Origin of the sequence: Streptomyces sp. NPDC048191 (genome assembly GCF_040652655.1) — a bacterium.
Taxonomy (GTDB): domain Bacteria; phylum Actinomycetota; class Actinomycetes; order Streptomycetales; family Streptomycetaceae; genus Streptomyces.
On record NZ_JBEZMO010000015.1, the window covers coordinates 1 to 20,878 of the forward strand.

The 20,878-nt window shown below is 67.6% G+C and carries 15 protein-coding genes; 11 read left to right on the forward strand and 4 right to left on the reverse strand.

Features of this window, described 5'->3' with window-relative positions:
- From AB0D93_RS23635 to AB0D93_RS23650, 4 genes are all read right to left on the reverse strand, one after another.
- Nucleotides 1–967 (reverse strand): MFS transporter (locus AB0D93_RS23635; protein ID WP_362122358.1); only part of this gene is annotated, 967 nt, incomplete at its 3' end.
- Nucleotides 968–1,421: 454 nt separating this feature from the next.
- Nucleotides 1,422–2,282: a phytanoyl-CoA dioxygenase family protein gene (locus tag AB0D93_RS23640; protein WP_362122360.1), complete on the reverse strand. Its 861-nt coding sequence runs from the start codon at nt 2,280–2,282 to the stop codon at nt 1,422–1,424.
- A 367-nt stretch (nt 2,283–2,649) separates the two neighbouring features.
- On the reverse strand, nt 2,650–4,266 hold the full coding sequence (locus AB0D93_RS23645; protein ID WP_362122361.1) for a cation acetate symporter: 1,617 nt from the start codon (nt 4,264–4,266) through the stop codon (nt 2,650–2,652).
- Between the two features lie 4 nt (nt 4,267–4,270).
- Nucleotides 4,271–4,657 (reverse strand): hypothetical protein, encoded by a 387-nt coding sequence (locus tag AB0D93_RS23650; protein ID WP_362122362.1) that lies wholly within the window; start codon nt 4,655–4,657, stop codon nt 4,271–4,273.
- Between the two features lie 619 nt (nt 4,658–5,276).
- Between AB0D93_RS23650 and AB0D93_RS23655 the strand changes: the two genes are divergently transcribed.
- The 11 genes from AB0D93_RS23655 to AB0D93_RS23705 all read left to right on the forward strand — a co-directional run bounded on the left by AB0D93_RS23655 (nt 5,277) and on the right by AB0D93_RS23705 (nt 20,826).
- A complete protein-coding gene (locus AB0D93_RS23655; RefSeq protein WP_362122364.1) occupies nt 5,277–6,518 on the forward strand; it encodes a helix-turn-helix domain-containing protein in 1,242 nt (413 codons plus the stop codon).
- Nucleotides 6,519–6,750: 232 nt separating this feature from the next.
- Nucleotides 6,751–8,310, forward strand: a complete 1,560-nt coding sequence (locus AB0D93_RS23660) for an NAD(P)/FAD-dependent oxidoreductase (protein ID WP_362122366.1) — start codon at nt 6,751–6,753, stop codon at nt 8,308–8,310.
- A 44-nt stretch (nt 8,311–8,354) separates the two neighbouring features.
- Complete coding sequence (locus AB0D93_RS23665) at nt 8,355–9,383, forward strand: alpha/beta hydrolase (RefSeq protein WP_362122368.1); 1,029 nt, start codon at nt 8,355–8,357, stop codon at nt 9,381–9,383.
- A 145-nt stretch (nt 9,384–9,528) separates the two neighbouring features.
- The gene (locus tag AB0D93_RS23670; protein WP_362122370.1) at nt 9,529–10,689 is read left to right on the forward strand and encodes an FAD-dependent oxidoreductase; all 1,161 of its coding nucleotides are present in this window, start codon (nt 9,529–9,531) and stop codon (nt 10,687–10,689) included.
- 116 nt (nt 10,690–10,805) lie between these two features.
- Nucleotides 10,806–12,326 carry an APC family permease gene (locus AB0D93_RS23675; protein ID WP_362122372.1) on the forward strand — a complete coding sequence of 507 codons (1,521 nt, stop codon included), beginning with the start codon at nt 10,806–10,808 and terminating at the stop codon, nt 12,324–12,326.
- 12 nt (nt 12,327–12,338) lie between these two features.
- Entirely contained in the window at nt 12,339–13,829 is a 1,491-nt protein-coding gene (locus tag AB0D93_RS23680; RefSeq protein WP_362122374.1) for an aldehyde dehydrogenase family protein, read from the forward strand.
- Nucleotides 13,830–13,890: 61 nt separating this feature from the next.
- Nucleotides 13,891–14,994, forward strand: coding sequence for a Zn-dependent alcohol dehydrogenase (locus tag AB0D93_RS23685; RefSeq protein ID WP_362122376.1), 1,104 nt, complete (start codon nt 13,891–13,893; stop codon nt 14,992–14,994).
- Between the two features lie 129 nt (nt 14,995–15,123).
- On the forward strand, nt 15,124–17,133 hold the full coding sequence (locus AB0D93_RS23690; protein ID WP_362122378.1) for an FAD-dependent oxidoreductase: 2,010 nt from the start codon (nt 15,124–15,126) through the stop codon (nt 17,131–17,133).
- A gap of 69 nt (nt 17,134–17,202) precedes the next feature.
- Entirely contained in the window at nt 17,203–18,717 is a 1,515-nt protein-coding gene (locus tag AB0D93_RS23695) for an AMP-binding protein (RefSeq protein ID WP_362122380.1), read from the forward strand.
- Between the two features lie 48 nt (nt 18,718–18,765).
- Nucleotides 18,766–19,953 (forward strand): ABC transporter substrate-binding protein, encoded by a 1,188-nt coding sequence (locus tag AB0D93_RS23700; protein ID WP_362122382.1) that lies wholly within the window; start codon nt 18,766–18,768, stop codon nt 19,951–19,953.
- Between the two features lie 24 nt (nt 19,954–19,977).
- Entirely contained in the window at nt 19,978–20,826 is an 849-nt protein-coding gene (locus AB0D93_RS23705; RefSeq protein WP_362122384.1) for a branched-chain amino acid ABC transporter permease, read from the forward strand.
- Nucleotides 20,827–20,878: the final 52 nt, after the last annotated feature.

Here is a 20,878-nt window from a genome sequence, read left to right on the forward strand (position 1 = left end):
CGTCGACCGACTCGTTGGCGGCGGTGAGCGAGAGTGAGGCTCCCGCGTAGGCGGCCAGGCCGATCAGCGGGAGGGAGACCGCCGCCAGGGTGTAGCTTCCCACGGCGACCGAGAAGCAGAGCAGACCGACGAACGCCGCCGTCGTGAATCCGGCGAGGACGATGATGAGCTTGCGGCGGCCGGTGACCCTGTAGGACAACAGGCCGAAGGCGACAGCGGTGATGATGCCGGCAAGGCTGGCCGAGGACGAGAACAGCCCCGCGACGGCCTGCGGCCAGCCGGCCTTCATCAGAATGGTGGGCATCCAGCTCACGACGAGTGAGAAGAGCCCCCAGGTTCCCGTGTAGAACGCCATTGCGGAGAGCACGGGCCGCGTGCGGACCGCGCGCAGAATCGCGCCGAACGCCTTCGTCCGAGTGCCTTCGGCGTCGTGTCCTTGCTCTTCTGCCGTTTCCGGTGCGGGTGCATTCCTCAGGAAGACGAGGGCCGTGAGGAAGAGGAGCGCCAGATAGCCGGCCTGCGCCAGCAGCGCGCCGCGCCAGTCCACGGATCCGAGCACCATGGCGAACACAACGAGTGCGAAGAGGACCCCGATGCCGTCACCCGCCAGCATCACGCCGGCCGCCCGGCCGGCCTGCCCCGACTCGAGGAACCAGCTGATGGCCAGCGTGTAGGGAGCCACGATCAGGAGGCCGACGGCCGCACCGCTGATGGCGCGTGCCACCAGCGCACCGGTGTAGCCGTCCACGTAGGCGAAGAGGATCTGGCCCGCGATGGCGAGGGCCAGCGCCGCGAGGATGACGCTCTTGGGCCCCACTTTGACGACAAGCGCTCCACCCAGAAGCACCGCGATGCCGCCCATGGCGGCGGTCACGGACATGAGCGAAGCGGCCTGCGTGTAGTCGAGGGATAGGTCCGCCGCGATCGCGGTCAGGCTGGGCGTCCAGCCGTAGTACGGCAGAGACATGCCCACGATGATCAGGAAGGAGACCGCAAGCATGCGCCACTTGCTGTTTGATGGTCTTGACTGCACGAATTGCTCCTATAACGCGATGCTCGCGATTCACCGGAAGGCCTGGCGGAGTAGGTCGCACGGCGTGCGGCCTGGCCTCCGGTCCGGGTTCTCGGGGGCGCCTTGGGGACACGAGGCAGCGGACCGTAGGGCGCCTACGGTGCCTTTTCAGACAGCACCGAGCTACGAGAAGAAACCCCGCGGTTACGTCGATGGCGGTGCGCAACGCACCATGACCTCGCGCAGGTCGGCCGGCCCCGCCCGCGCCGGAAGGCGGGGACAGCCGGGTTGCTCCAACGCGACACGACAGGTTGCACTCCGCAGGGCCTCTGATGCCAGAGATGTCCGTCGTCAGGCGGGCTCACCTACGTGTCGCCGTCGTCGATTCAGCGTCTCGGTAGAGCGGGCATCACAGCCCGAGGTGATCTGCAAGCTCGCTGTAGTCGACCTGCCACAGCCCCGGGGAGCCCTTCGGGTACTGCGAGCGGAATCCGATCAGGCGCTGCACCCGCTGCGAGAGAGTCTTGGCCAGGTCGAGGTCGATCAGGAAGGGATGAGCTTCCTCGCCGACCAGGTAACCGGGATTGAGAGCGAAACCTACCGCCCGCCGGTACTCGTCGGACGTGACGTTGGCACCACCGCCGTGCACCGTCTTCCCGCTGAAGAAGAGCGCGTCGCCCGCACGCAGGAGAGCCGGGATCGTCTGCTCGGGAGTCCCGCGATCTTCGAAGTCCTCCCAGTGGTTGCTTCGCGGGATGACCCGGGTGGCCCCGTTCTCCTCGGAGAAGTCGGTCAGGGCGATCAGGAAGTTGATGGTCACTTCGGGGCCTGCAGGCCCCATACCGATGAACGGGAAGTAGTTCTCCAGGTCCCGGTGGAGAAACTGCGCCGCGTTGCCGGGCCCGATCTCGATGACCTGCGCGGTGGTCATCCAGTAGCTGCCCGACTCCTCCAGGTAGACGGCGTCGGCGAGGGCGTGCACCAGGTCGTGGTCGATGATCTCGCCCCGGAACGTCTCGCTGCGCGTGACCAGGTTCGTGAGCCGCTTGGTGTTCTTCCCGTGGAACTCGGCGACGAACTCGTCCTCGTGCTTGGAGCCGGCGGCCAGTTCTCGCAGCGGCTGCTCGATCTCGCGGTTGAACCGCTCGACCTGATCCGGGCTGAGGAGCCCTTCGATGATGACGCCACCGTCCTCGTGGAAGACGGCCAGGATCTCATCGACCGGTGCGGAGGCCGGGATCCGGCGCAGGGAAACCTCTGAGATGGTCATGCCATACCTTTTCGTTGTCGGGGCGCAGGACGACTGCATTCAGGGAGGACCGCTGGGCCTCTCTCACGGGCGCGACCTCAGTCGAAGGCAGTCCCTCGGTTGGCTGAAACCGGGCTTGCGCGTCCGTCGCCTGTGACCTGGATCTCCAGTGTGTGTCCTGCGGGCCGCGCCGTACCACATCAGTTCACCTCTAGTTCGAACAGATCGTGGTGCACACTGCACACGGGATGGGCCGCAGAGCATCTCTTCGCCCCGTTGTTATGGCTGAAAGCAGCGACGGAGCCGAGCTGAGGCACTCCGGCCATGCCCGCCCGACGTGCGTCGACGAGTCCTGGAGGCCCGGAGCCCGACGCCGCAGCCGACCTTCTCAGTCCGAATTCCTTCCCGTCAGGATCTTGTACTCAAAACACTCGAAGTCGATCTCAGCATTTTCTGGCGAGGTGATGCTGCCGTACCACCCGAGGATGAATGAGACCGGTACGGAAACCACGCCCGGATTGTTCAGCGGAAACCAATGGAAATCCACTTCCGGCAACAGTGCGTATTGGGTTCCGGAGACGACGGGGGAGAAGAAGGTGAGGACGGCGCAGAGCAGAAGTCCCCCGTATACGGACCACAGAAGCCCTCGTCGGCGGAACCCGGACCAGAAGAAGGAGTAGATCAGTGCGGGGAAGACGCATGATGCGGCGACGCCCAGCGAGAAGACGACCAGGAATTCGATCGGATATCGATGGGTCGCAGCGGCGAGTGACAGGCCTCCCGTGCACAGAAGCACCACTGCCAGACGCAGCGTCCGCACTTCTCCGACGTCGGTGTGCCGGCGCTTGCTTCGAGCGAACACATCGTGGGCGATGGAGACGGCGGCGGCGAAGGTCACGCTGGTCACGGTCGTGAGGGCCGCGAGAAAGGCGACGCAAGCCATGATGGTGATGAGCGTGACCTTCGCCGCCGAGCCGTCGTGCAGCAGGGCCGCAGCGAGCAGGATCGGGGACGACTGCCCATTGGCATCGACGGCGCGGATGTCCTTGCTGCCCACCACGGCCACCGCCGCGAAACCCGTCGTGGTCAGGAGGAGGAAGAACGCACCGTTCAGCCCCGCGGCGATGCCCATGGATCGGCGTGCGGTGCGCCCGGTCAGGGAGGTACTGACACGCAGGATGAGGTGAGGCGCCACGGCCGTACCGAGAATCATCACGATGTGGTCGCTGATCGTGCTGAGAGGTCCGAGGCTCCCTGGCTGCGTCCAGAGCCCTGGGCTCATGTATGCGTCCGGTGCCTGGCTGTTGGCCACCGCGGCGTCGAGCAGACTCCCGGGATTCCACCCGAATTTGCTGGCCGCCAGCAACGTGACCACAGCGAGTGTCACCAAGGTGAACGGTACCTTGACGACCTGCATAAAGCTGGTGCCTCTCAGATCCGCCACCCCGGCGAAGGCAGCGACGAGGCAGCCCATCACCACCGTGCAGAGGACCTGAGCCCCGTCGCTCGACATGCCGACCAGGAGAGCCGTGACGATGCCGGCCGCCCTCAGTTGCACAACAAGAAGGGGAATGGCGATGACCAGTGTCACCACGGCCCCGGCCATGCGCAGTCCCGGGCCTGAGACGCGCACGGAGAAGAGATCGCCGAGGGTGTACAGGCCGCTGTTGCGGATCTTCTGGGCAAGGAGCAGCAGTACGCCCAGCGCTACGACGTAGTCGACGGCGACGGTGAACGCGTCGTAGCCGAAAAGGGCAATGCCTCCCGGGATCGCCAACAGGTTGATGACGGTGATCTGCTCGCCCGCCATGGCGATCCCGTTGAAGAGCGGTGACAGCGACCGGTCCGCGGTGTAGAGCCTTTCCGGGTTGTCCTCCTGCGTGGCGAGCGCCAGAACCCACAGGAGGGAAATCCCGATGAAGACCAGAAAGGCAATGATCACAGGGGCCTGGGTGTCCGTACCGAGCGGTTCGACCGGGCCGGAGCTGAGGATGTGCCCGTTCACCGCTTCACCGCCAGGGCTCGTTGACGGGAGGAGTAAGGGGCGTCTCGACCTGAGGAAGGCATGAGCTCAGGGACTGCTCGACGAGGGGATCGCACGAACGCGTGGACCGGTCCTCGTACAGCCAGGCAGTGGCGACGAGGAGGGTGCATTGCAGGAAGCCCCACACCACGCCCAGCGTGAGCTGCCCGTACACAGGTACCGAGGGCACGTCCGTGAACGACGACAGCACGGTACCGGCCGCGAGAGGAACCGCGTTCAGGACAAGGAATGCGCCGTCGGCGCGGTGCACGGCCTCGCGGAGTGTGGAAAGGCGTTCTTGTTGCGGGGCATCGACCGAGAGGTGGGGCGTCGGTGGTCGGTCGGACGGAGCAGGAGCGTGGGAGAAGCGCACGGAAACCTCCGGAGGGTGAGGTGGGTGACTGGGGCGTGGAAGCGGGTGACCTGTCGCCGCACGGACGTTCCGGAGGGACGACGGATGACCGGGCTGACGGCGGGAGACGACGCGTGAAAGACGGCTGGGCGCGCCCTGCCGAGGTCCGAAAGGGGCAGACTGCTGTGCTCACCGCAACGTTGCCGCGGATCGGCGTGAGCGGCGTTCCTCACTTGGTGCGAAGGCGGCCGCTCGCATTCGCCTCCACTCGAGGCGTGGTGTGATGCGCCAGGTGCCGGGCGAGTGAATGCGGGTGAAAGGGTCGGGCACGGACAGCGAGCCCGAACTGGGCCTTGCAACGGCGTGCACTCCAGAGCGGCTGTGGCCGCAACACCATGCTGTGGGTCAGGAGGATCACGGATCCTGTTACGGCCTGTCAAATGGCGGTGACCTATCCGGACGGCCGTTTCCTGAGGGTGAGCCAGGCGACCAGGAGCAGGCCGTGGCTAGCCCTCGTCGAGGATCAGGGCGCGGCGCAGGTGTGTGCACCTGCGGACAGCCGCAGGCAGCACCTGCACGCTGGTTCGCCCCAGCCCGGCGCTTCTCCGCACCAGGCCGCCGGGACTACGCTGTGCATGCTATGGAAGAGTTGTGGCCAGCCCCGTCCGCACGAGTCTCCGAGCTGATCCGGGCAATCGCCGAGCAGAAGCTGCCCCTGTCAGAGGACTTTCTGGACAGGCTGTGGGCCGCGTCGCAGGCCGGTACACGTGAGCGGGAATTTGTGGACGATCCCGTGCTGGCGGAAGCCGACCGGCGCCTCAACAAGTCCAACATGACGCACTGGCTCGTGTCGAACCTGCACCATCCGGGCCGTCGAGTGCCGCCGTCCGGGGACCGGGAGATGTACATCTACGCCCGGGACCTTGTGCTGCGCGGCATGGACATCGACGACCTCGGGTCGTGGAGGGCAGCGCAGCGGGTCGGATGGCAGTGGTGGATCGACGCCTGCTTCGCCGCCACCACGGATCATGACGAGTTGCGTGAACTGGTCGAGGTGTCCGGCAACTCGATGACGACGTTCGTCGACGACTCGATCGCCGCAGTGGCGGCGTACGCGGACGACGTCCGGTCGGAGCTGGGGCGCGATGCCCACACCCCCCAGCGGTTCGCCACAGCGCAGCTCCTGCTGGAAGGCGCACCCATCAGCCGCGTACGAGCGGAGGAGCAGCTCGGCTACGCCTTGACGGGGCATCACGTCGCGGCCATCGTGTGGGCCGATTCCGAAGAGGACGCCCCCCACCTGGAGGCAGCGGCCGAGCACGTCATGCGGGCATGCGGTACCACTCGTCGTCTGACGCTGGTGGTGAGTACCGCCGCCCAATGGCTGTGGATGCCGGCCAGAGTCGTCCCGCCGGTGGCGAGGATCCAGAACATTCTCATGAAGACCCCGGGTATCAGGGTGGCGTTCGGACGACCGGCATCGGACGTCGAGGGATTCCGCACGAGTCATCTGGATGCCGTCGCGGCGCAGCGGCTCCTCGCGCGCCTGCGGTCTCCGCATGTCGTCGTGCGCTACGAGGATGTTCAACTTGTTGATCTGCTGACCGCCGATCTCGCCAAGGCGGAGCAGTTCGTGGCGACCACCCTGGGTGAGCTCGCGACGGCTGACCCGCTCATTCAACGTACGGTCCGCATGTACGTGAGCGAGGGATTCAATATCTCTAGCACGGCGGACCGGATGTTTGCCCACCGGAACACAGTCGACCGCCGGCTGGCCCGCGCAAGGGCCATGCTGCCGCGGCCTCTCGATCAGGATCCCACCGGCGTCGACGCAGCCCTGATGCTCGTTGAGCTCCGGCAGGACCAGCAGCGGAGCGACTGACCCGAGGGCCCTGCCCCCGACCTCACAGGCCCCGTACGCACCGGCCCGCGGGGCCGCTGCGCTGCTCGGCATCGCCGACTCAGAGTTCGCCGCCGTTCGACGCTCGGGCACCGGAAGTGTGCAATGTGCACCATGATCCGTCGGAACTTGCGCGTCCTGTGTGTATAGCGCCACACCAATCCTAGGCACCATGTGTCCAGCCGCTGAACCACAGATGTAAGGGAGTGGTGGCATGGATACCTCTACCGTTTCGGCAGAGTGTTTTGACGTCGTCGTCATCGGGGCGGGTGTTTCCGGAATCGGAGCCGCCTGCTACCTGACGAAGGAGTTCCCGAGCAAGAAGATCGCGGTGCTCGAAGGGCGCGACAACATCGGAGGCACGTGGGACCTCTTCCGGTACCCCGGCATCCGGTCGGATTCCGATCTGCACACTTATGGATACGAGTTCAAGCCGTGGCGCCACGAGTCCGCCATTGCCGACGGCCACCTGATTCGTGACTACCTGCGGGAGACCGTCGAGGAGTACGGCCTGGAAAGGCTCATCCGGCTCCGGCACGAGGTGGTGTCGGCGGACTGGTCGAGCGAGGAGGCTCTGTGGACCTTGAGGGTGCGGACCACTGACGGGCGCGGAGCGGTCACCGAGCTGGCCATGAAGACCCGCTGGGTGTACGGCGCCACCGGCTACTACCGCTACGACGAGGGGTACACGCCCCACTTCGAGGGCCGCGACGAGTTCACCGGTGACATCATTCATCCGCAGCACTGGCCGGAGAACTACGACTACTCCGGTAAGAAGGTGGTTGTCATCGGCAGTGGCGCCACGGCCATCACCCTCTTGCCAGCCATGACTGCGGGCCCCGGCGCGGCGGCACACGTCACAATGCTCCAGCGGACGCCGAGTTACATCATGGAGTTGCCGCGCGTCGACTCGCTGGCGCTGCAGCTGACGAAACTCTTCGGCCCCGAGCGCGGATACGCGCTGACGAGGCGCAAGAACATCTGGCGCGACCAGAGCTTCGTCTGGTTTGTGCAGAAGTTTCCGCGAGCCGGGCGTGCCTTGATCCGTCACTACACCAAGAAGGCTCTCCCGGAAGGCTTCGACGTCGACACCCACTTCAATCCGCCGTACGAGCCGTGGGACCAACGGCTGTGCGCCACCCCGGACGGCGATTTCTTCAGGGCGATCAGCGACGGGAAGGCATCCGTGGTCACGGACCGGGTCGCCCGCTTCACGAAGGAAGGAATTCTGCTGTCCTCGGGACGCGAGCTGAAGGCCGACGTCATCGTGACGGCGACGGGTCTCAATATGCGGTTCTTCGGGGGAGTCCAACAGAGCGTGGACGGAAAGCCCGTCGTCCTCTCGGACACCGTGACGTACCGCGGGATGCTGCTCTCCGGTGTTCCCAACTGGGTCGTGGCGCTCGGATACACGAAGTCGTCGTCGTGGACCCTGAAGGTGGGCCTCACCAGTCGCTACATCTGCGACCTGATTAAGTACATGGACGCCCACGGGCACGAGATCGCCGTCCCGGTTCCGGATCCGGGCATGCCCACGCGGCCGCTGCTCGACCTCACCGCCGGCTATGTCACGAGGGCGATGGACAAGCTCCCGCGCCAGGGCCCCGGACTGCCCTGGCGGATGCTGACCTCGTACAGCCAGGATGCCAAGCTCCTCAAGGGCGCCCTGTTCGACAGGCATCTGCGCTTCAGCACCAGGACCTCGGCGCCGGTGCGGTCCGAGGACGGGAAGCTGCAGACCACCGCTTCCCATCGGCGGGGAGGGACACGATGACCTCGCCTGCCAAGCTCACCCTGGCGGAGCGGATGCAGCGGGCGATGGGCATCCTCGCCTGTCGTCTTCCCCAGCCGATCCTTCGCCGGTTGGCGAACGTGCCCGTCAACACCGACGGCGAGGAGATGGCGCCCGAGATCGCCCTCCTGATGCAGATGACCGAAAAGGCCGACGACTACAGCGATCTCGACCCGGTGCGCGCTCGTGAGGTGATCGCAGCGGAGTGCCGGACGTTCGCCGACCGGATGCCGCCCTTCGCGATCCAGGAAGAACTCCGGCTGCCCGGCGGACTGCAGGCCACCCGATACCGGGCGGGATCCGCGTCGCGTGGTCTCCTCCTGTTCTTCCACGGGGGCGGGTTCGTTGTCCACAGCCGAGCCGACTACGACTCTCCGGCGAAGCTCCTGGCTCTCAAGGCCGGCGTCGACGTGCTCTCCGTCGAGTACCGGCTCGCTCCGGAGCATCCGTTCCCCGCCCCGCATGACGACGCGTTGACCGCGTGGGACTACGCGGTCGAGCACGCCGCGCAGTGGGGTCTCGATCCGCACCGCATCGTCGTCGCCGGCGACAGCGCCGGGGCCAACATCGCCGCTGTGCTGTGCCAGCAACTGCGCGGCCGCGAGGTCCAGCCTTTCCTGCAGGTTCTGATGTACCCGGTCGTGGATTCCGCCCTGACGGTCCAGCGTCCCTCACACCGCGAGTTCGCCGACTGCCCGGCCCTGACCGCCAAGCAGATCAAGTGGTTCAGCAACCACTATCTGCCGGCCGGGACCGATATGACGGACCCTCGGGTCAACCCGCTGCTCGGGAACCTGGACGGCTTGCCCCCTGCCGTGGTGTCGGTCGCCGGATTTGATTCGCTCCGGGACGAGGCGCTCGAATACGCCGCCGGGCTCCTCGAGAACGGGGTACCGACCCGAGTTATCCGCGAAAGCGGGCTCGTGCACGGCTACATCCAGTTCACGGCCCTCAGCCGGACCAGCCGTGCGGCCACCGAGCGGATCGCCGCGGCGATCGCGGAGGCGGTGTCCCCGGACGGGCTGGCCTCGACGTTGGGCACGTACCGCCTCTGAGCACTCCGCCCCGACGCGACGGCGTGGGATCGAGCCAGGTCCACTTGCGTGAATTCTGTATCAGCGAGAGCCCTCGCACGGCGAACGGCAAGGAACATACGTTGATTTACCGTCATGCACTTACGGCAGTTCGCGAGGGCGCGTAATGCCGATCTCCCAGAAAGTCGTCATCGTCGGTGCAGGGGTCCTGGGCCTGAGCACCGCATGGCACCTCGTGGAACTCGCCTCGTCGCCGCTCGAGATCACGGTGCTGGACATGGCCCACCCGGGCGAGGGCACCTCGGGTCTCTCCGTCGGAATGGTGGAGACGCAGTTCTCGACCGCCGACGCCATCGAGGTCAGGGCATACGGCCGCCGGTTTTTCGATGCCTTGAGTGAGGAGACAGGTCTTTCCTTCACACGCTCGGGATATCTCCGGCTGGCGCGGACCGAAGATGACATGGCCGGCTTCCGTGCGTCGCGCGCGCTCCAGCAGGCGTTCGGGATCGTCGACGCCGAGATCCTGGACCGGGACCAGATCGCTTCCTCATGGCCGGACCTGTTGACGGGCGATGACCTTGTCGGCGGTCTCATCGGCCGCTCCGACGGATACATCGACGCATACGAGTTCTGCGCGGTGATGACCGCGCGCCTACGAGCCGCAGGCGTGCGCGTGCTCTCGTCGTCGCCTCTTGTCGTAGCCGACCGGGCCGACTCGGGCGGGTGGACCCTGGTGACGACCACCCATCGACTGGACGCGGACTGGGTCGTGAACGCGGCGGGGCCGTGGGCACCTGACATCGCCGCTCTTCTCGACGCCCCGGTAGCGGTGTCGAACCAGCTCTACGGCGTCGTCGTGGCCAACTTGAAGGAGCCACCCACCCGTTCGCTGCCCTTCGTCATGGACTACATCCCGGGATCGGGCGTGCCGGGGGTGTACTTCCGTCAGGAGGGAACCCACCAGCTCATCGCCGGTCTGCACAGCGAGGACGGCAACCTCAAGGAGGCGACGCCCAGTCTGCGCCCCAAGCCGCTCGACGAGGACGACATGACGCAGGTCGTCGAACTGCTCGCGCAGCGTGTGAAGGGCGCCGACGAGGCGACGGTCGGCAGGACCTGGTCCGGCGTGTGCGCGATGACCGCGGACGGGCTGCCCGTGGTCGGTCGTCATCCGGCGGCCGAGAACGTCGTCAACGCTGTCGGCGCGGGCGCCTCCGGGATCCAGCTGGCGCCGGCCATCGGACGGCAGGCAGCGCAGGCGCTGCTCGGGCTTCCGTCGAGCCTGTCGGCGGACCACGAGTGGAACGCGAGCGCACGTCTGCCGTGACCAGGCACTGACCCCCCTGCCCGCACATGTCCGACGGGCAAGCCCCCGTCACTACGCAGGCGGTGACCGCGGGGCGCACGGCTGAGCCGGCCCCGAACATTCTGAGGAGACTCACGATGATTCCATCCAAGGCCTCGCCCCATCCACCCGAAGGCGGCGGCGATTCGGCGCAGTTCACACGCTCGATGGGTGTTGTGGAGACGCTGTCCCTGGGCTTCACCTACTTGTCACCCCTGGGCGCCGTGGCCGCCCTGATGCCGCTGGGGCTGACCACGGCCGGGCCGCCGTCGATCTGGTGGCTGGTCATCGCCGCCGCCGGCCAGATGCTCGTGGCCCTCGTGTTCGGTGAGGTCGTCTCCCAGTATCCGATCACCGGAGGCATCTACCCGTGGGCGCGTCGGCTGTGGGGGCCGCGCTACGCCTGGCTGGCCGCCTGGATCTACCTGTGCGCGCTGATCGTCACCATCACGTCGCTGTCGTATTTCGCCGCCCCCTTCGTCGGCCGCCTCTTCGGCTTCACGCCGACCACCGTCCAGACCTTCCTGATCGCCGTCGGTCTGCTGCTGCTGGCGATGGTGTTCAACCTCAGCGGCACCCGGACCCTCGGCACGGTCGTCCGCATCGGCTTCTACGCGGAGATCGTGGGCGTGATCTTCTGCGGCCTCTACCTGCTGATCTTCCAGCGCCACAACTCCCCCAGCGTCTTCTTCGACACGATGGGCGCCGGCGGTGACGCGCCGTACTACCGGACCTTCCTGCTGGCCGCGCTCACCGGTCTGTACCTCTTCTACGGGTTCGAGGCCTGCGGGGACGTCGCTGAAGAGGTCAAGAACCCGGGCCGCGCCATCCCGAAGGCGATGATCCTGACCGTCGTGACCGGGCTGTTCTCGGCGGGTCTGGCGTTCATCGGCTTCATCCTGGCGGCCCCGAACCTGCCGGACATCGTCAGCGGCAAGGTCCCCGACCCCGTCTCGGCGATCCTGGAAGCCACGGTCGGACCGGTCGGCACCAAGATCTTCCTGGTGGTGGCGCTGACCGCGTTCATCTCGTGCACGCTGTCGCTGGAGGCCGCACTCAGCCGGCTGATCTTCGCCTTCGCCCGGGACGACATGCTGCCCGGCAGCAGGAAGCTGTCGACGTTGTCCGCACAGGGTGCCCCGCGTGCCGCCATGCTGGTCGGCTGCGCGGCTCCGACGTTGCTCTGTGTCTGGGTGCTCGTGGAACCCGACAGCCTGCCGCGCGTCACCTCCTTCGCGGTCTGCGGTATCTACATGTGCTTCCAGATGGTCGCGTTCGCCGCACTGCGGATGAGGCTCAAGGGCTGGCGGCCCGGCGGCAGCTGGAGCCTCGGCCGCGCAGGAATCGCCGTCAATGTCGCCGCCCTTGTCTACGGCGTCTCCGCGATGCTCGTCCTGATCCGGCCCGGTGACGCGTCGCTGGCCTTCGTCGACCGCTGGAGTGTGCTGATCGGCCTCGGCGTGGTCCTGGTCAGCGGTGCGCTCTACATGGCCGTGGCGCGCCCCTGGCGACGCTCGACCGCCCCTTCCGGCGACGCGCTCGAAGCCGCCGAACGAGCCCGGGCCGCCCGGGACTCCGTACCGACCGCCCGTACCGAACCTGCATCCGTCGACAGCTAGGAGCCGGACATCGTGATCACCAAGGACACTCTGACCGAGGCCGCTGACCGTATCGCAAGGGTGCCGAGGGCCCACTTCATCGACGGCTCGTTCACCCTCGCCGCGCCCGACGCCGGCACCATCGCACTGATCAACCCGGCCAGTGAGGCCTCGCTGGGCACCATCCCCAGCGGCACTCCCGCCCACGTCGATGCGGCGGTGGCCGCGGCGCGACGGGCTCTGCCCGGCTGGGCCGGCCGTACGCCCGCGGACCGCGCGGAGGTTCTCCACGCGCTGGCCGACGTGGTCGATGCCAACATCGATCTGCTCGCCGGGATCGAAGCGATCAACGGCGGCAAGCCGCTGGCCGCCGCGAGCGACGAGATCCCGGTCGTCTCGGACTCACTGCGCTTCATGGCGGGCGCGGCCCGCACGGCGCAGGCCCCGGCGGCCGGCCAGTACGCCGAGGGGCACCTCTCGTACATCCGGCGTGAACCGGTCGGCGTCGTCGGTGCCATCACCCCGTGGAACTACCCGCTGATGATGGCCGCCTGGAAGATCGCCCCCGTCCTGGCGGCAGGCAACACGATGGTGCTGAAGCCTTCCCAGCTGACGCCTCTGACCACCCTCGTCCTGATGGAGCTGGCCGCCGACATCCTCCCTCACGGCGTGCTCAACGTCGTCCTGGGCACCGGATCGATCGTCGGCGATGCCATGAGCCACCACCCCGGCATCGACATGCTGGCGCTCACCGGAAGCGTCCGCTCCGGCCAGAGCGTCGCGGAGGCCGCGGCTGCCACGGTCAAGCGCGTACACCTGGAGCTGGGCGGCAAGGCCCCGGTCGTCGTCTTCAACGACGCCGACCTCGACGCCGCGGTGGAGACCCTGGCCGTGGCGGGCTACGTCAACGCCGGCCAGGAGTGCGGCGCGGCCACTCGGGTCATCTGTCACGAGGACGTCCACGACGAGTTCGTCGAGAAGCTCGTCCGCGCGGCGGAGGCCCTGACCATGGGTGACCCCGCCGAAGGGGATGCCGTCGAGCTCGGACCGGTGATCAGCGCCGCGCAGCGCGACCGTATCGCCGCCATGGTCGACCGGGCCCGGCGCGACGGCGCCAAGGTTCTCACCGGTGGCCAAGTCCCGGACCGCGCCGGGTTCTTCTACCCGCCGACCGTCATCACCGACGTTGCCGCAGGCTCCGAGATGGCCCGGGAAGAGGTGTTCGGCCCGGTCATCTCCGTGGAGACGTTCGCCACCGAGTCCGAGGCGATCGCGAAGGCCAACGACGTCGTGTACGGGCTCGCCGCTTCCGTGTGGACCGCCGACCCGGGCCGCATGCTCCGCGCTGTCGAGCAGCTCGGCTTCGGCACTGTCTGGGCGAACTCCCACCTCGCGGTGGCCACCGAGATGCCCTGGGTGGGTTTCGGCCACTCCGGATACGGCCGGGACAACGCCACCTACGCCCTCGACGACTACACCCGCACCAAGCACGTGGCGTTGGCCATGGGCGCTGCCCGCGACTGACCCGGTTCCCGCCGTTCACCGGCCGACCACCACTCACCTGATTCTCATGAAAGGACGTGCCATGAAGGTCACCGCCGCAGTGTTCGAATCCGTCGGAAAGCCGATGATGGTCGAGGAACTCGACCTCGACGACCCGAAGGAGGGCGAGGTACTCGTCAAGCTGGCCGCCAGCGGCCTCTGTCACAGCGATTACCACGTGGTCAAGGGTGAGTGGTCGTCCGAGGGACCGGTGGTGCTCGGCCACGAAGGCGCCGGGGTCGTCGAGAAGGTGGGCCCGGGCGTGACCAACGTGGTCGTCGGTGACCATGTCGTGCTGTCGTGGGTGCCGTACTGCGGTGTCTGCACATACTGCAACTCCGGTCGGCCGGCGCTGTGTCCGAAGGTCGTGGAGACCGCCTACCAGAACGTCATGTTCGACGGCACCTCGCGTCTGTCCCGCAATGGCGAGCCCGTGCCCAGCTACCTCGCGACGGGGGCGTTCGCCGACCACGTGGTCGTCCGGGAGTCCAGTGCCATCCCTGTCCGCAAGGACGCACCGCTGGACAAGGCGGCGCTGGTCGGCTGCGCCGTGGCCACCGGCGTCGGCGCCGTCATCAACACCGCGGGCGTCCAGCCGCGCGACACGGTGCTCGTCATCGGCTGCGGCGGCGTCGGCCTCTCGGTCATCATGGGCGCCACCCTGGTCTCGGCCGGTCAGATCATCGCCGTGGATGTCAACGAGGGTTCGCTGGAGCGCGCCCGGTCGCTGGGCGCCACGGCAGTGATCAACCCCCGGCAGACCGACCTCGCCGAGGCGGTCCGCCAACTCGTCGGTGAGGCCGGCGTCGACTGGGCCTTCGAGGCCATCGGCCTGAAGCCGACCATCGAGGCCGCCTACGAGCTCATCCGGCCGGGCGGCACCGCCGTGGTGGTGGGGCAGGCGGCCGAGGGCGTGACGATCGAGATCGACCCCATGGTCATGTCGGACCGCGAGAAGTCGCTGATCGGCAGCAACTACGGAAGCTGCCACCCCGCACTGGACTTCCCGCGCCTGGTGGACCTGTACATGCAGGGCAAGCTCGACCTGGACCAGCTGGTCGGCCGCACCGTGTCGATCCATGAGATCAACGAGTCCTTCGCCGCGATGGGCAAAGGCGAGGGCGGCCGGACCGTCATCACCTACTGACCCGCGCTACTTCACCGTTCCGAGGGTTCCGAGGCCGGCGAGGTGCGGCGCGACGTGTGAGACACACCACCGCGCGCAGCGCGCACCTTCGCCGGTCCGGTGACAGGTCCCCTCAACCATGGAGATCAAGTGAGCATCCGCGAAACCCGCGAGGGGGGCAGCCTCGCCGCGCTGCTACGACCCCTGACACTCGGCAAGCGAACGTTGCGCAACCGGGTCGTGGTGACCGCGCACGCGACGCACAACATCGACGCCGCATCCCTTCCGAACGACGATGACGTCGCCTATCACGCCGAGCGTGCCCGGGGCGGGGCCGCCATGGTCACCATGGGACTGGCCGCGGTCCACCCCAGCTCGCCCACGCCCTACGGGATCTACCACAACTTCGACGACCGGATCGTGCCGCGCTACGAGCGGCTCAGCGCCGCCGTCCACGAGCACGGCGGCCTCATCCTGACGCAGCTGGGGCACATGGGGACGCGCACGGACGGCGCCACCGGGCCGGCCTGGTCACCCTCGCAGGTCTCCCACCACTCGTGGGGGAGCATGCCGCACGCCATGAGCCGTGCCGAAGTGCGCACGATCGTCGAGGCGTTCGGGGCGGCGGCCAGGAGATCTGTGCGTGCCGGCATGGACGGCGTCGAGATCTCGGCCGGGCACGGCCTGCTGATCAACCAGTTCCTCTCCCCGCTGACCAACCGGCGCGAGGACGAGTACGGCGGTGACGACGACCGCAGATTCCGGTTCTGCAGGGAGATCCTGGAGACGGTGCGCGCGGCCATCGGGGACGCGATCCTCGTGGTCCGCGTCAACGGCGCCGACGAGGTGCCCGGTTCACTTGACCAGGAAGCCTGGCTGGACATCGACCAGCGCATCGCAGGGACGGGACTGGTCGACGCGATCAACGTCTCGGCCAACTTCGACGGCTCGGTGGTTCCCACCATGGCTGCCCCGCGCGGCTGTTATCTGCACTACGCGCGGAAGGTGCGGGAGCGGGTGGAGGTGCCGGTGTGCGCGGTCGGCAGGATCACCGATCCGTCGATGGCGGCGCAGGCCATCGAGGACGGCGACGCGGACTTCGTCGGGATGACGCGCGCGCACATCGCCGACCCCCACCTGGTCACCAAGGTGCGGGAGGGTCGGACCGACGAGATCCGGCCATGCATCGGGTGCGTACAGATGTGTCTCGGCGAGCTGGAGCGGCACCGCAACGTGAAGTGCGTCTACAACCCGGTGACGGGGCGGGAGCGCCTGGTGCGCGACCTGGAGACCACTCCGGCGCCGACGAGCCGCCGTGTGGTCGTGGTCGGCGGTGGCCCGGCCGGGCTCGAGACCGCACGCGTCAGCGCCTTGCGGGGGCATCGGGTGACCCTCTTCGACGAGCGTCCGGAGCTGGGCGGGGTCGTACGAGTCGCCGCGAAGACCGACGGACGTGACGGACTGGTCGACGCGGTGGACTGGCTGGGCAACGAGGTGCGCCGGCTCGGGGTCGACGTGCGGTTGCGCAGGACCGCCGAGGCCTCGGACGTCGTCGCCCTGGAGCCCGACGTCGTGGTCCTGGCCACGGGTGCGTCCGAGACGTTGCCGCAGTGGGCACCACGGGACCATCCGCGGCTCCTCGCCGCTGCGGATGTGGTCTCGGGCCGGCCGAAGCTCTCGGGCACGGTCGTGGTGGTCGACGAGTCCGATCGCACCTCGGGCATGTCCGCTGCACTTTCGGCCGCGGCCCGGGGGTGCGATGTCCAACTGCTGACCGCACGCCCCGGGCCCGGGGAACTGGTCGAACCGGAGGTCCGCCACGACTTCCTGACGCGCCTCGAAGCCGCCGGGGTCACCATCCGTTGCTCCACGCAGGTCCACGCCTACGACGTCGCCAAGGGCGTCCTCCACGGTGGAGTCGGCGGACTCGCCACCATGACGTACCGCGATGTGGACGCACATGGCCGGCCGACCGAGCGGGCACGCCAGGACATCACGATCGCCGCCGACTACGTCGTGCACACCTGGACCGAACCACGCGCCGAACTCTTCGAGGACCTGCCCGAGTCGCTCGAAGTGCGTGCGGTCGGCGACGTTCTCCACCCGCATCGCATCGAAGGAGCTGTGCATGCGGCATTTGATCTCGCAGTCGAGCTCTAGCTTCCGCCGTTCACGCGGGCAGAGCGCGATCCATCCGGTCATTGCCGGCACAGGTAAGTGAGGCACCCCTTGAAAAGCGCAACGCACAGGACAATCCACGCCGCCCTTGACCACGCGGTGGCGGCCTGGCCGGATGAGCCAGCACTCGTCTTTGACGGCACGACCCTCACCTTCTGGGAACTCAGGAACGCCGCGCTCAGCCGCCTGGGTGTGCTGCAGGAGGAGGGGCTCCCGGCAGGCGAACCGGTCCTGGTGATGCTCGGCAACTCCGAGCAGTCGGTCATCACCTGGCTCGCGCTCGCTCTGGGCGGCTTCGTGGAAGTCCCCGTGAACACGGCCTACATCGGCGAGACACTCGCCCACATCGTGCGCGACTCCGGCGCTCGTACCGTCATCACCGAGTCCCAGTACACGGACCGGCTCGCCGCGGCCGGCAGCGAGGTCCTGGCATCGATCCTGGTGGTCGATCATGACGCCTCGGCGGGCGCCACGGTGCGCCCGCTGCCGCCCACCGCCGGCCGTGGTGAAGTGGTCCGCCGGGACGAACTGGCCGACACGGCGGTGATGTACACGTCCGGGACAACGGGGCTGTCCAAGGGCGCGGTCATCGCCGAACGGCACGCCTACGAGTACGCGTCGGCGGTGGCCGACCTGCTGGACCTCACCCCCGGGGACGTCTACTACGCTCCGCTGCCGCTCTTCCACATCGCAGGCCGGTGGGGGGTCGTCTACAGCGCCTTGCAGCGGGGCGCCTGCACCGTTCTGGTCAGGCGCTTCAGCATCAACTCCTTCTGGAGCGATGTCCGGGCGCACAGTGTCACCGCGACGTTCCTGCTCGGTGCCATGGCCCAGTTCTTGCTCAACCAGCCCGCGCGGCCCGACGACGCGGCGAACCCGCTCGACCGTGTTCTGATGGTGCCGCTGATCGAGGGTGTCGACGAGTTCCGCTCGCGCTTCGACGTGCGCGTCACCACCTGCTTCGGGTCGACCGAGGCGAACGTCCCCATCGCTTCGTCCTGGGACGCGAGCCTGCGGACCGGCCTCGGCAGACTCCGTCCCGGATACCGGATCCGGCTCATCGACGACCAGGGGCACGACGTCCGGCCGGGCGCACCCGGCGAACTGCTCCTAGCCACCGACGAGGACGGCATGCTCCTGCGCCGCTACCACGGCAACGCGGAAGCCACACAGGCCGCTCTGCGGGACGGCTGGCTGCACACCGGGGACGTCCTCAGACAGGACGCCTGGGGGAACCTCCATTTCGTCGACCGGACCAAGGACGCGCTGCGCAAGCGTGGTGAGAACATCTCGTCCTTCGAGGTGGAGCGCGAAATCCGTTCCCATCCCGCGGTTCTGGAGTGCGCCGTGGTCGGTGTCGCCTCCGATTTCTCCGAGCAGGAGATCGCGGCATTCGTCCAGACCGCTCCCGGACACCGGGTCACGGCGGACGAGATCAGAGCGCACGTGGCCGAGCGCGCGCCAAAGTTCCTGGTGCCCGACCACGTGCACTTTGTCACCGAGTTCCCCGTCACACCCACCGGAAAGATCCAGAAGTTCGAACTGCGCAAGCAGATCAGCTCCTAGAACCCGGCTAAGGCCGCAGCCGGTACGAGAAGAAGGGAACACCAAGCGATGCGGAACACCGGGAAAAGGTGGAAGGCGGCAGCCGTCGGTCTGGCCGCGGCGCTGGCGCTGACCGCCTGCGGAAGCGGCAGCGGAAACGGAAACGGACGTGACGGCAGCCACGAACTCACGATAGGTCTCGTCAGCTCGTTCTCGGGATCGGCCGCCTCCTACGGCGAGGCCGAGCGGGCCTCTCTCCAGACCGCCGTCGCGTACGCGAACAAGAACCAGATCGCCAAGATCGACGGCAAGCCGGTCACGTTCAGGATCAAGGAGTACGACTCGGCGTACGACCCGACGAAGGCCGTTACCGTCACCCGTCAGGCACTCGACCTGGACGGCGTGCGTTATCTGGAGGTTCTCGGCGGCGGCATCGTGCCCGCCGTCCAGCCTCTGGTGAACAAGGAGAACGCGCTCCTCTTCGCAACGGCGGCAGGCGACGACTTCATCGGCAAGGACCAGTCGAAGACGTTCCGCCCCCTTTACGACACGCGCGAGGCTCTGAAGGCCATTCTCGAGCACCGCCGGTCCGAGGGCGGGCTCGCGGGCCGTCTCGTCCTCCTGTACCCCGACGACGACCTGGGCCAGAGCCTGAGTCCTGACGCCGCCAAGATCGGCGAAGACCTGGGCTTCACGGCGCACACCGAACTCGTCGGCCGCGATGTCACCGACTTCGCTCCCGTGATGTCGAAGATCGCCAAGACCACCGACATCATCGACTTCGGCCCGCTGCCGCCGAGCCAGCAGGCAGTCGCGATCAAGCAGGCACGCCAACTGGGGTACAAGGGCATCTTCGTCTTCTCCGACACCCTCATCCTTGACACCCTGCTCAAGACGGTCAGCGCGCGCGACATCGAGGGCTCCCTGTCCGCGCCGGCGCTGGAGGCCCAGGTCGCCCTGACGCCCGAAGGCAAGGCGTGGGCTGCCTCGGTGCGGAAGAAGACGGGGCAGATCGACGGGTGGACAGCCGTCGTCTACGACAACCTGCTGCTGCTCGCCGCAGCCGTCAACGACGCCCAGACCCTGGACCCCGCCAAGGTCGCGGACGCGCTCCCGAAGCAGAAGGTCCACGGCATCCTCGGCGAAGTCTCCTACGGCGGCGCCGACAAGTACGGCATCGACCGCGTCATGAAGCTGCCGTACGCCGTTTCCGAGGTCAGGTCCGGCAAGGCCGAGCTGGTCACTTCGGGCTCCTGAGGGAAAGGCGGACGAGGTATGGAAGTGGCACAGGTTCTCTTCAACGGCGTCTCGGCCGGCGCGGCGATCGCGCTTGTCGCCGTCGGTCTGACGCTGGTCTTCGGAATCCTTCGCGTCGTGAACTTCGCCCACGGGGTGCTGTTCATGCTCGGCGCCTACGCGACCTACCTGTTCACGGGAAGGCTGTCTGTTCCTTACCTCGTCGCCATCGTTCTTGCCGCACTCGTCATCGCGGCGGTGGCCATCGGACTCGACCTGCTGGTGTTCAAAAGGTTCCATGGCCTGAGTCTCGAAGGAGCGATCGCGGCGATCGCCCTGACGCTTCTCCTCCAGAACCTCGCCTTCCTGGTCTTTGGAGGCGCGTCCCGCGGCGTCCGCGGACCGTTGGACGACGTGACCGTCACGTTCGCCGGCCTGACGATGCAGGGCCAGCGGCTCTTCGTCATCGGTGCGGCCGTCGTCCTCGTCCTCGCGCTCGGCTTCCTCGTCTACCGGACCTCGTTCGGACGAGCGATGCGTGCCGTGCAGCAGTACCCGTCCGCCGCGCGACTCCACGGCATCGAGCCCAACCGGATCAGCACGCTCACCTTCGGCCTGGGTGGTGCACTCGCCGGAGCGGCGGGCGCCCTCGTCGCACCTGAACAGGCCCTTCTCCCCAGCATGGGGGAGGCGCCCCTGCTGCTCGGCTTCGTCGCGATCATCCTTGGCGGCATGGGCAGTGTCGGCGGTGCGCTGGTCGCCTCGCTGGTCATCGGCATCGTCCAGAGCGGCGTCTCCACCTACTGGACTCCGCAGGCGTCCGTCTGGATGAGCTTCGCGCTCGTCCTCGTCGTCCTGACCCTCCGGCCCAAGGGGTTGTTCGGCCATGAGTAACGCCCCCTCCTCCCTTTACGGTTCCAGATCCGCGTGGGCGCGGCCCTCGACG

Bases quoted from the DNA above. Each gene is read 5' to 3' on its own strand.
- AB0D93_RS23640 (WP_362122360.1), bottom strand. From the start codon at position 2,282: ATGACCATCTCAGAGGTTTCCCTGCGCCGGATCCCGGCCTCCGCACCG.
- AB0D93_RS23655 (WP_362122364.1), top strand. From the start codon at position 5,277: ATGGAAGAGTTGTGGCCAGCCCCGTCCGCACGAGTCTCCGAGCTGATC.
- AB0D93_RS23660 (WP_362122366.1), top strand. From the start codon at position 6,751: ATGGATACCTCTACCGTTTCGGCAGAGTGTTTTGACGTCGTCGTCATC.
- AB0D93_RS23665 (WP_362122368.1), top strand. From the start codon at position 8,355: ATGGGCATCCTCGCCTGTCGTCTTCCCCAGCCGATCCTTCGCCGGTTG.
- AB0D93_RS23670 (WP_362122370.1), top strand. From the start codon at position 9,529: ATGCCGATCTCCCAGAAAGTCGTCATCGTCGGTGCAGGGGTCCTGGGC.
- AB0D93_RS23675 (WP_362122372.1), top strand. From the start codon at position 10,806: ATGATTCCATCCAAGGCCTCGCCCCATCCACCCGAAGGCGGCGGCGAT.
- AB0D93_RS23685 (WP_362122376.1), top strand. From the start codon at position 13,891: ATGAAGGTCACCGCCGCAGTGTTCGAATCCGTCGGAAAGCCGATGATG.
- AB0D93_RS23700 (WP_362122382.1), top strand. From the start codon at position 18,766: ATGCGGAACACCGGGAAAAGGTGGAAGGCGGCAGCCGTCGGTCTGGCC.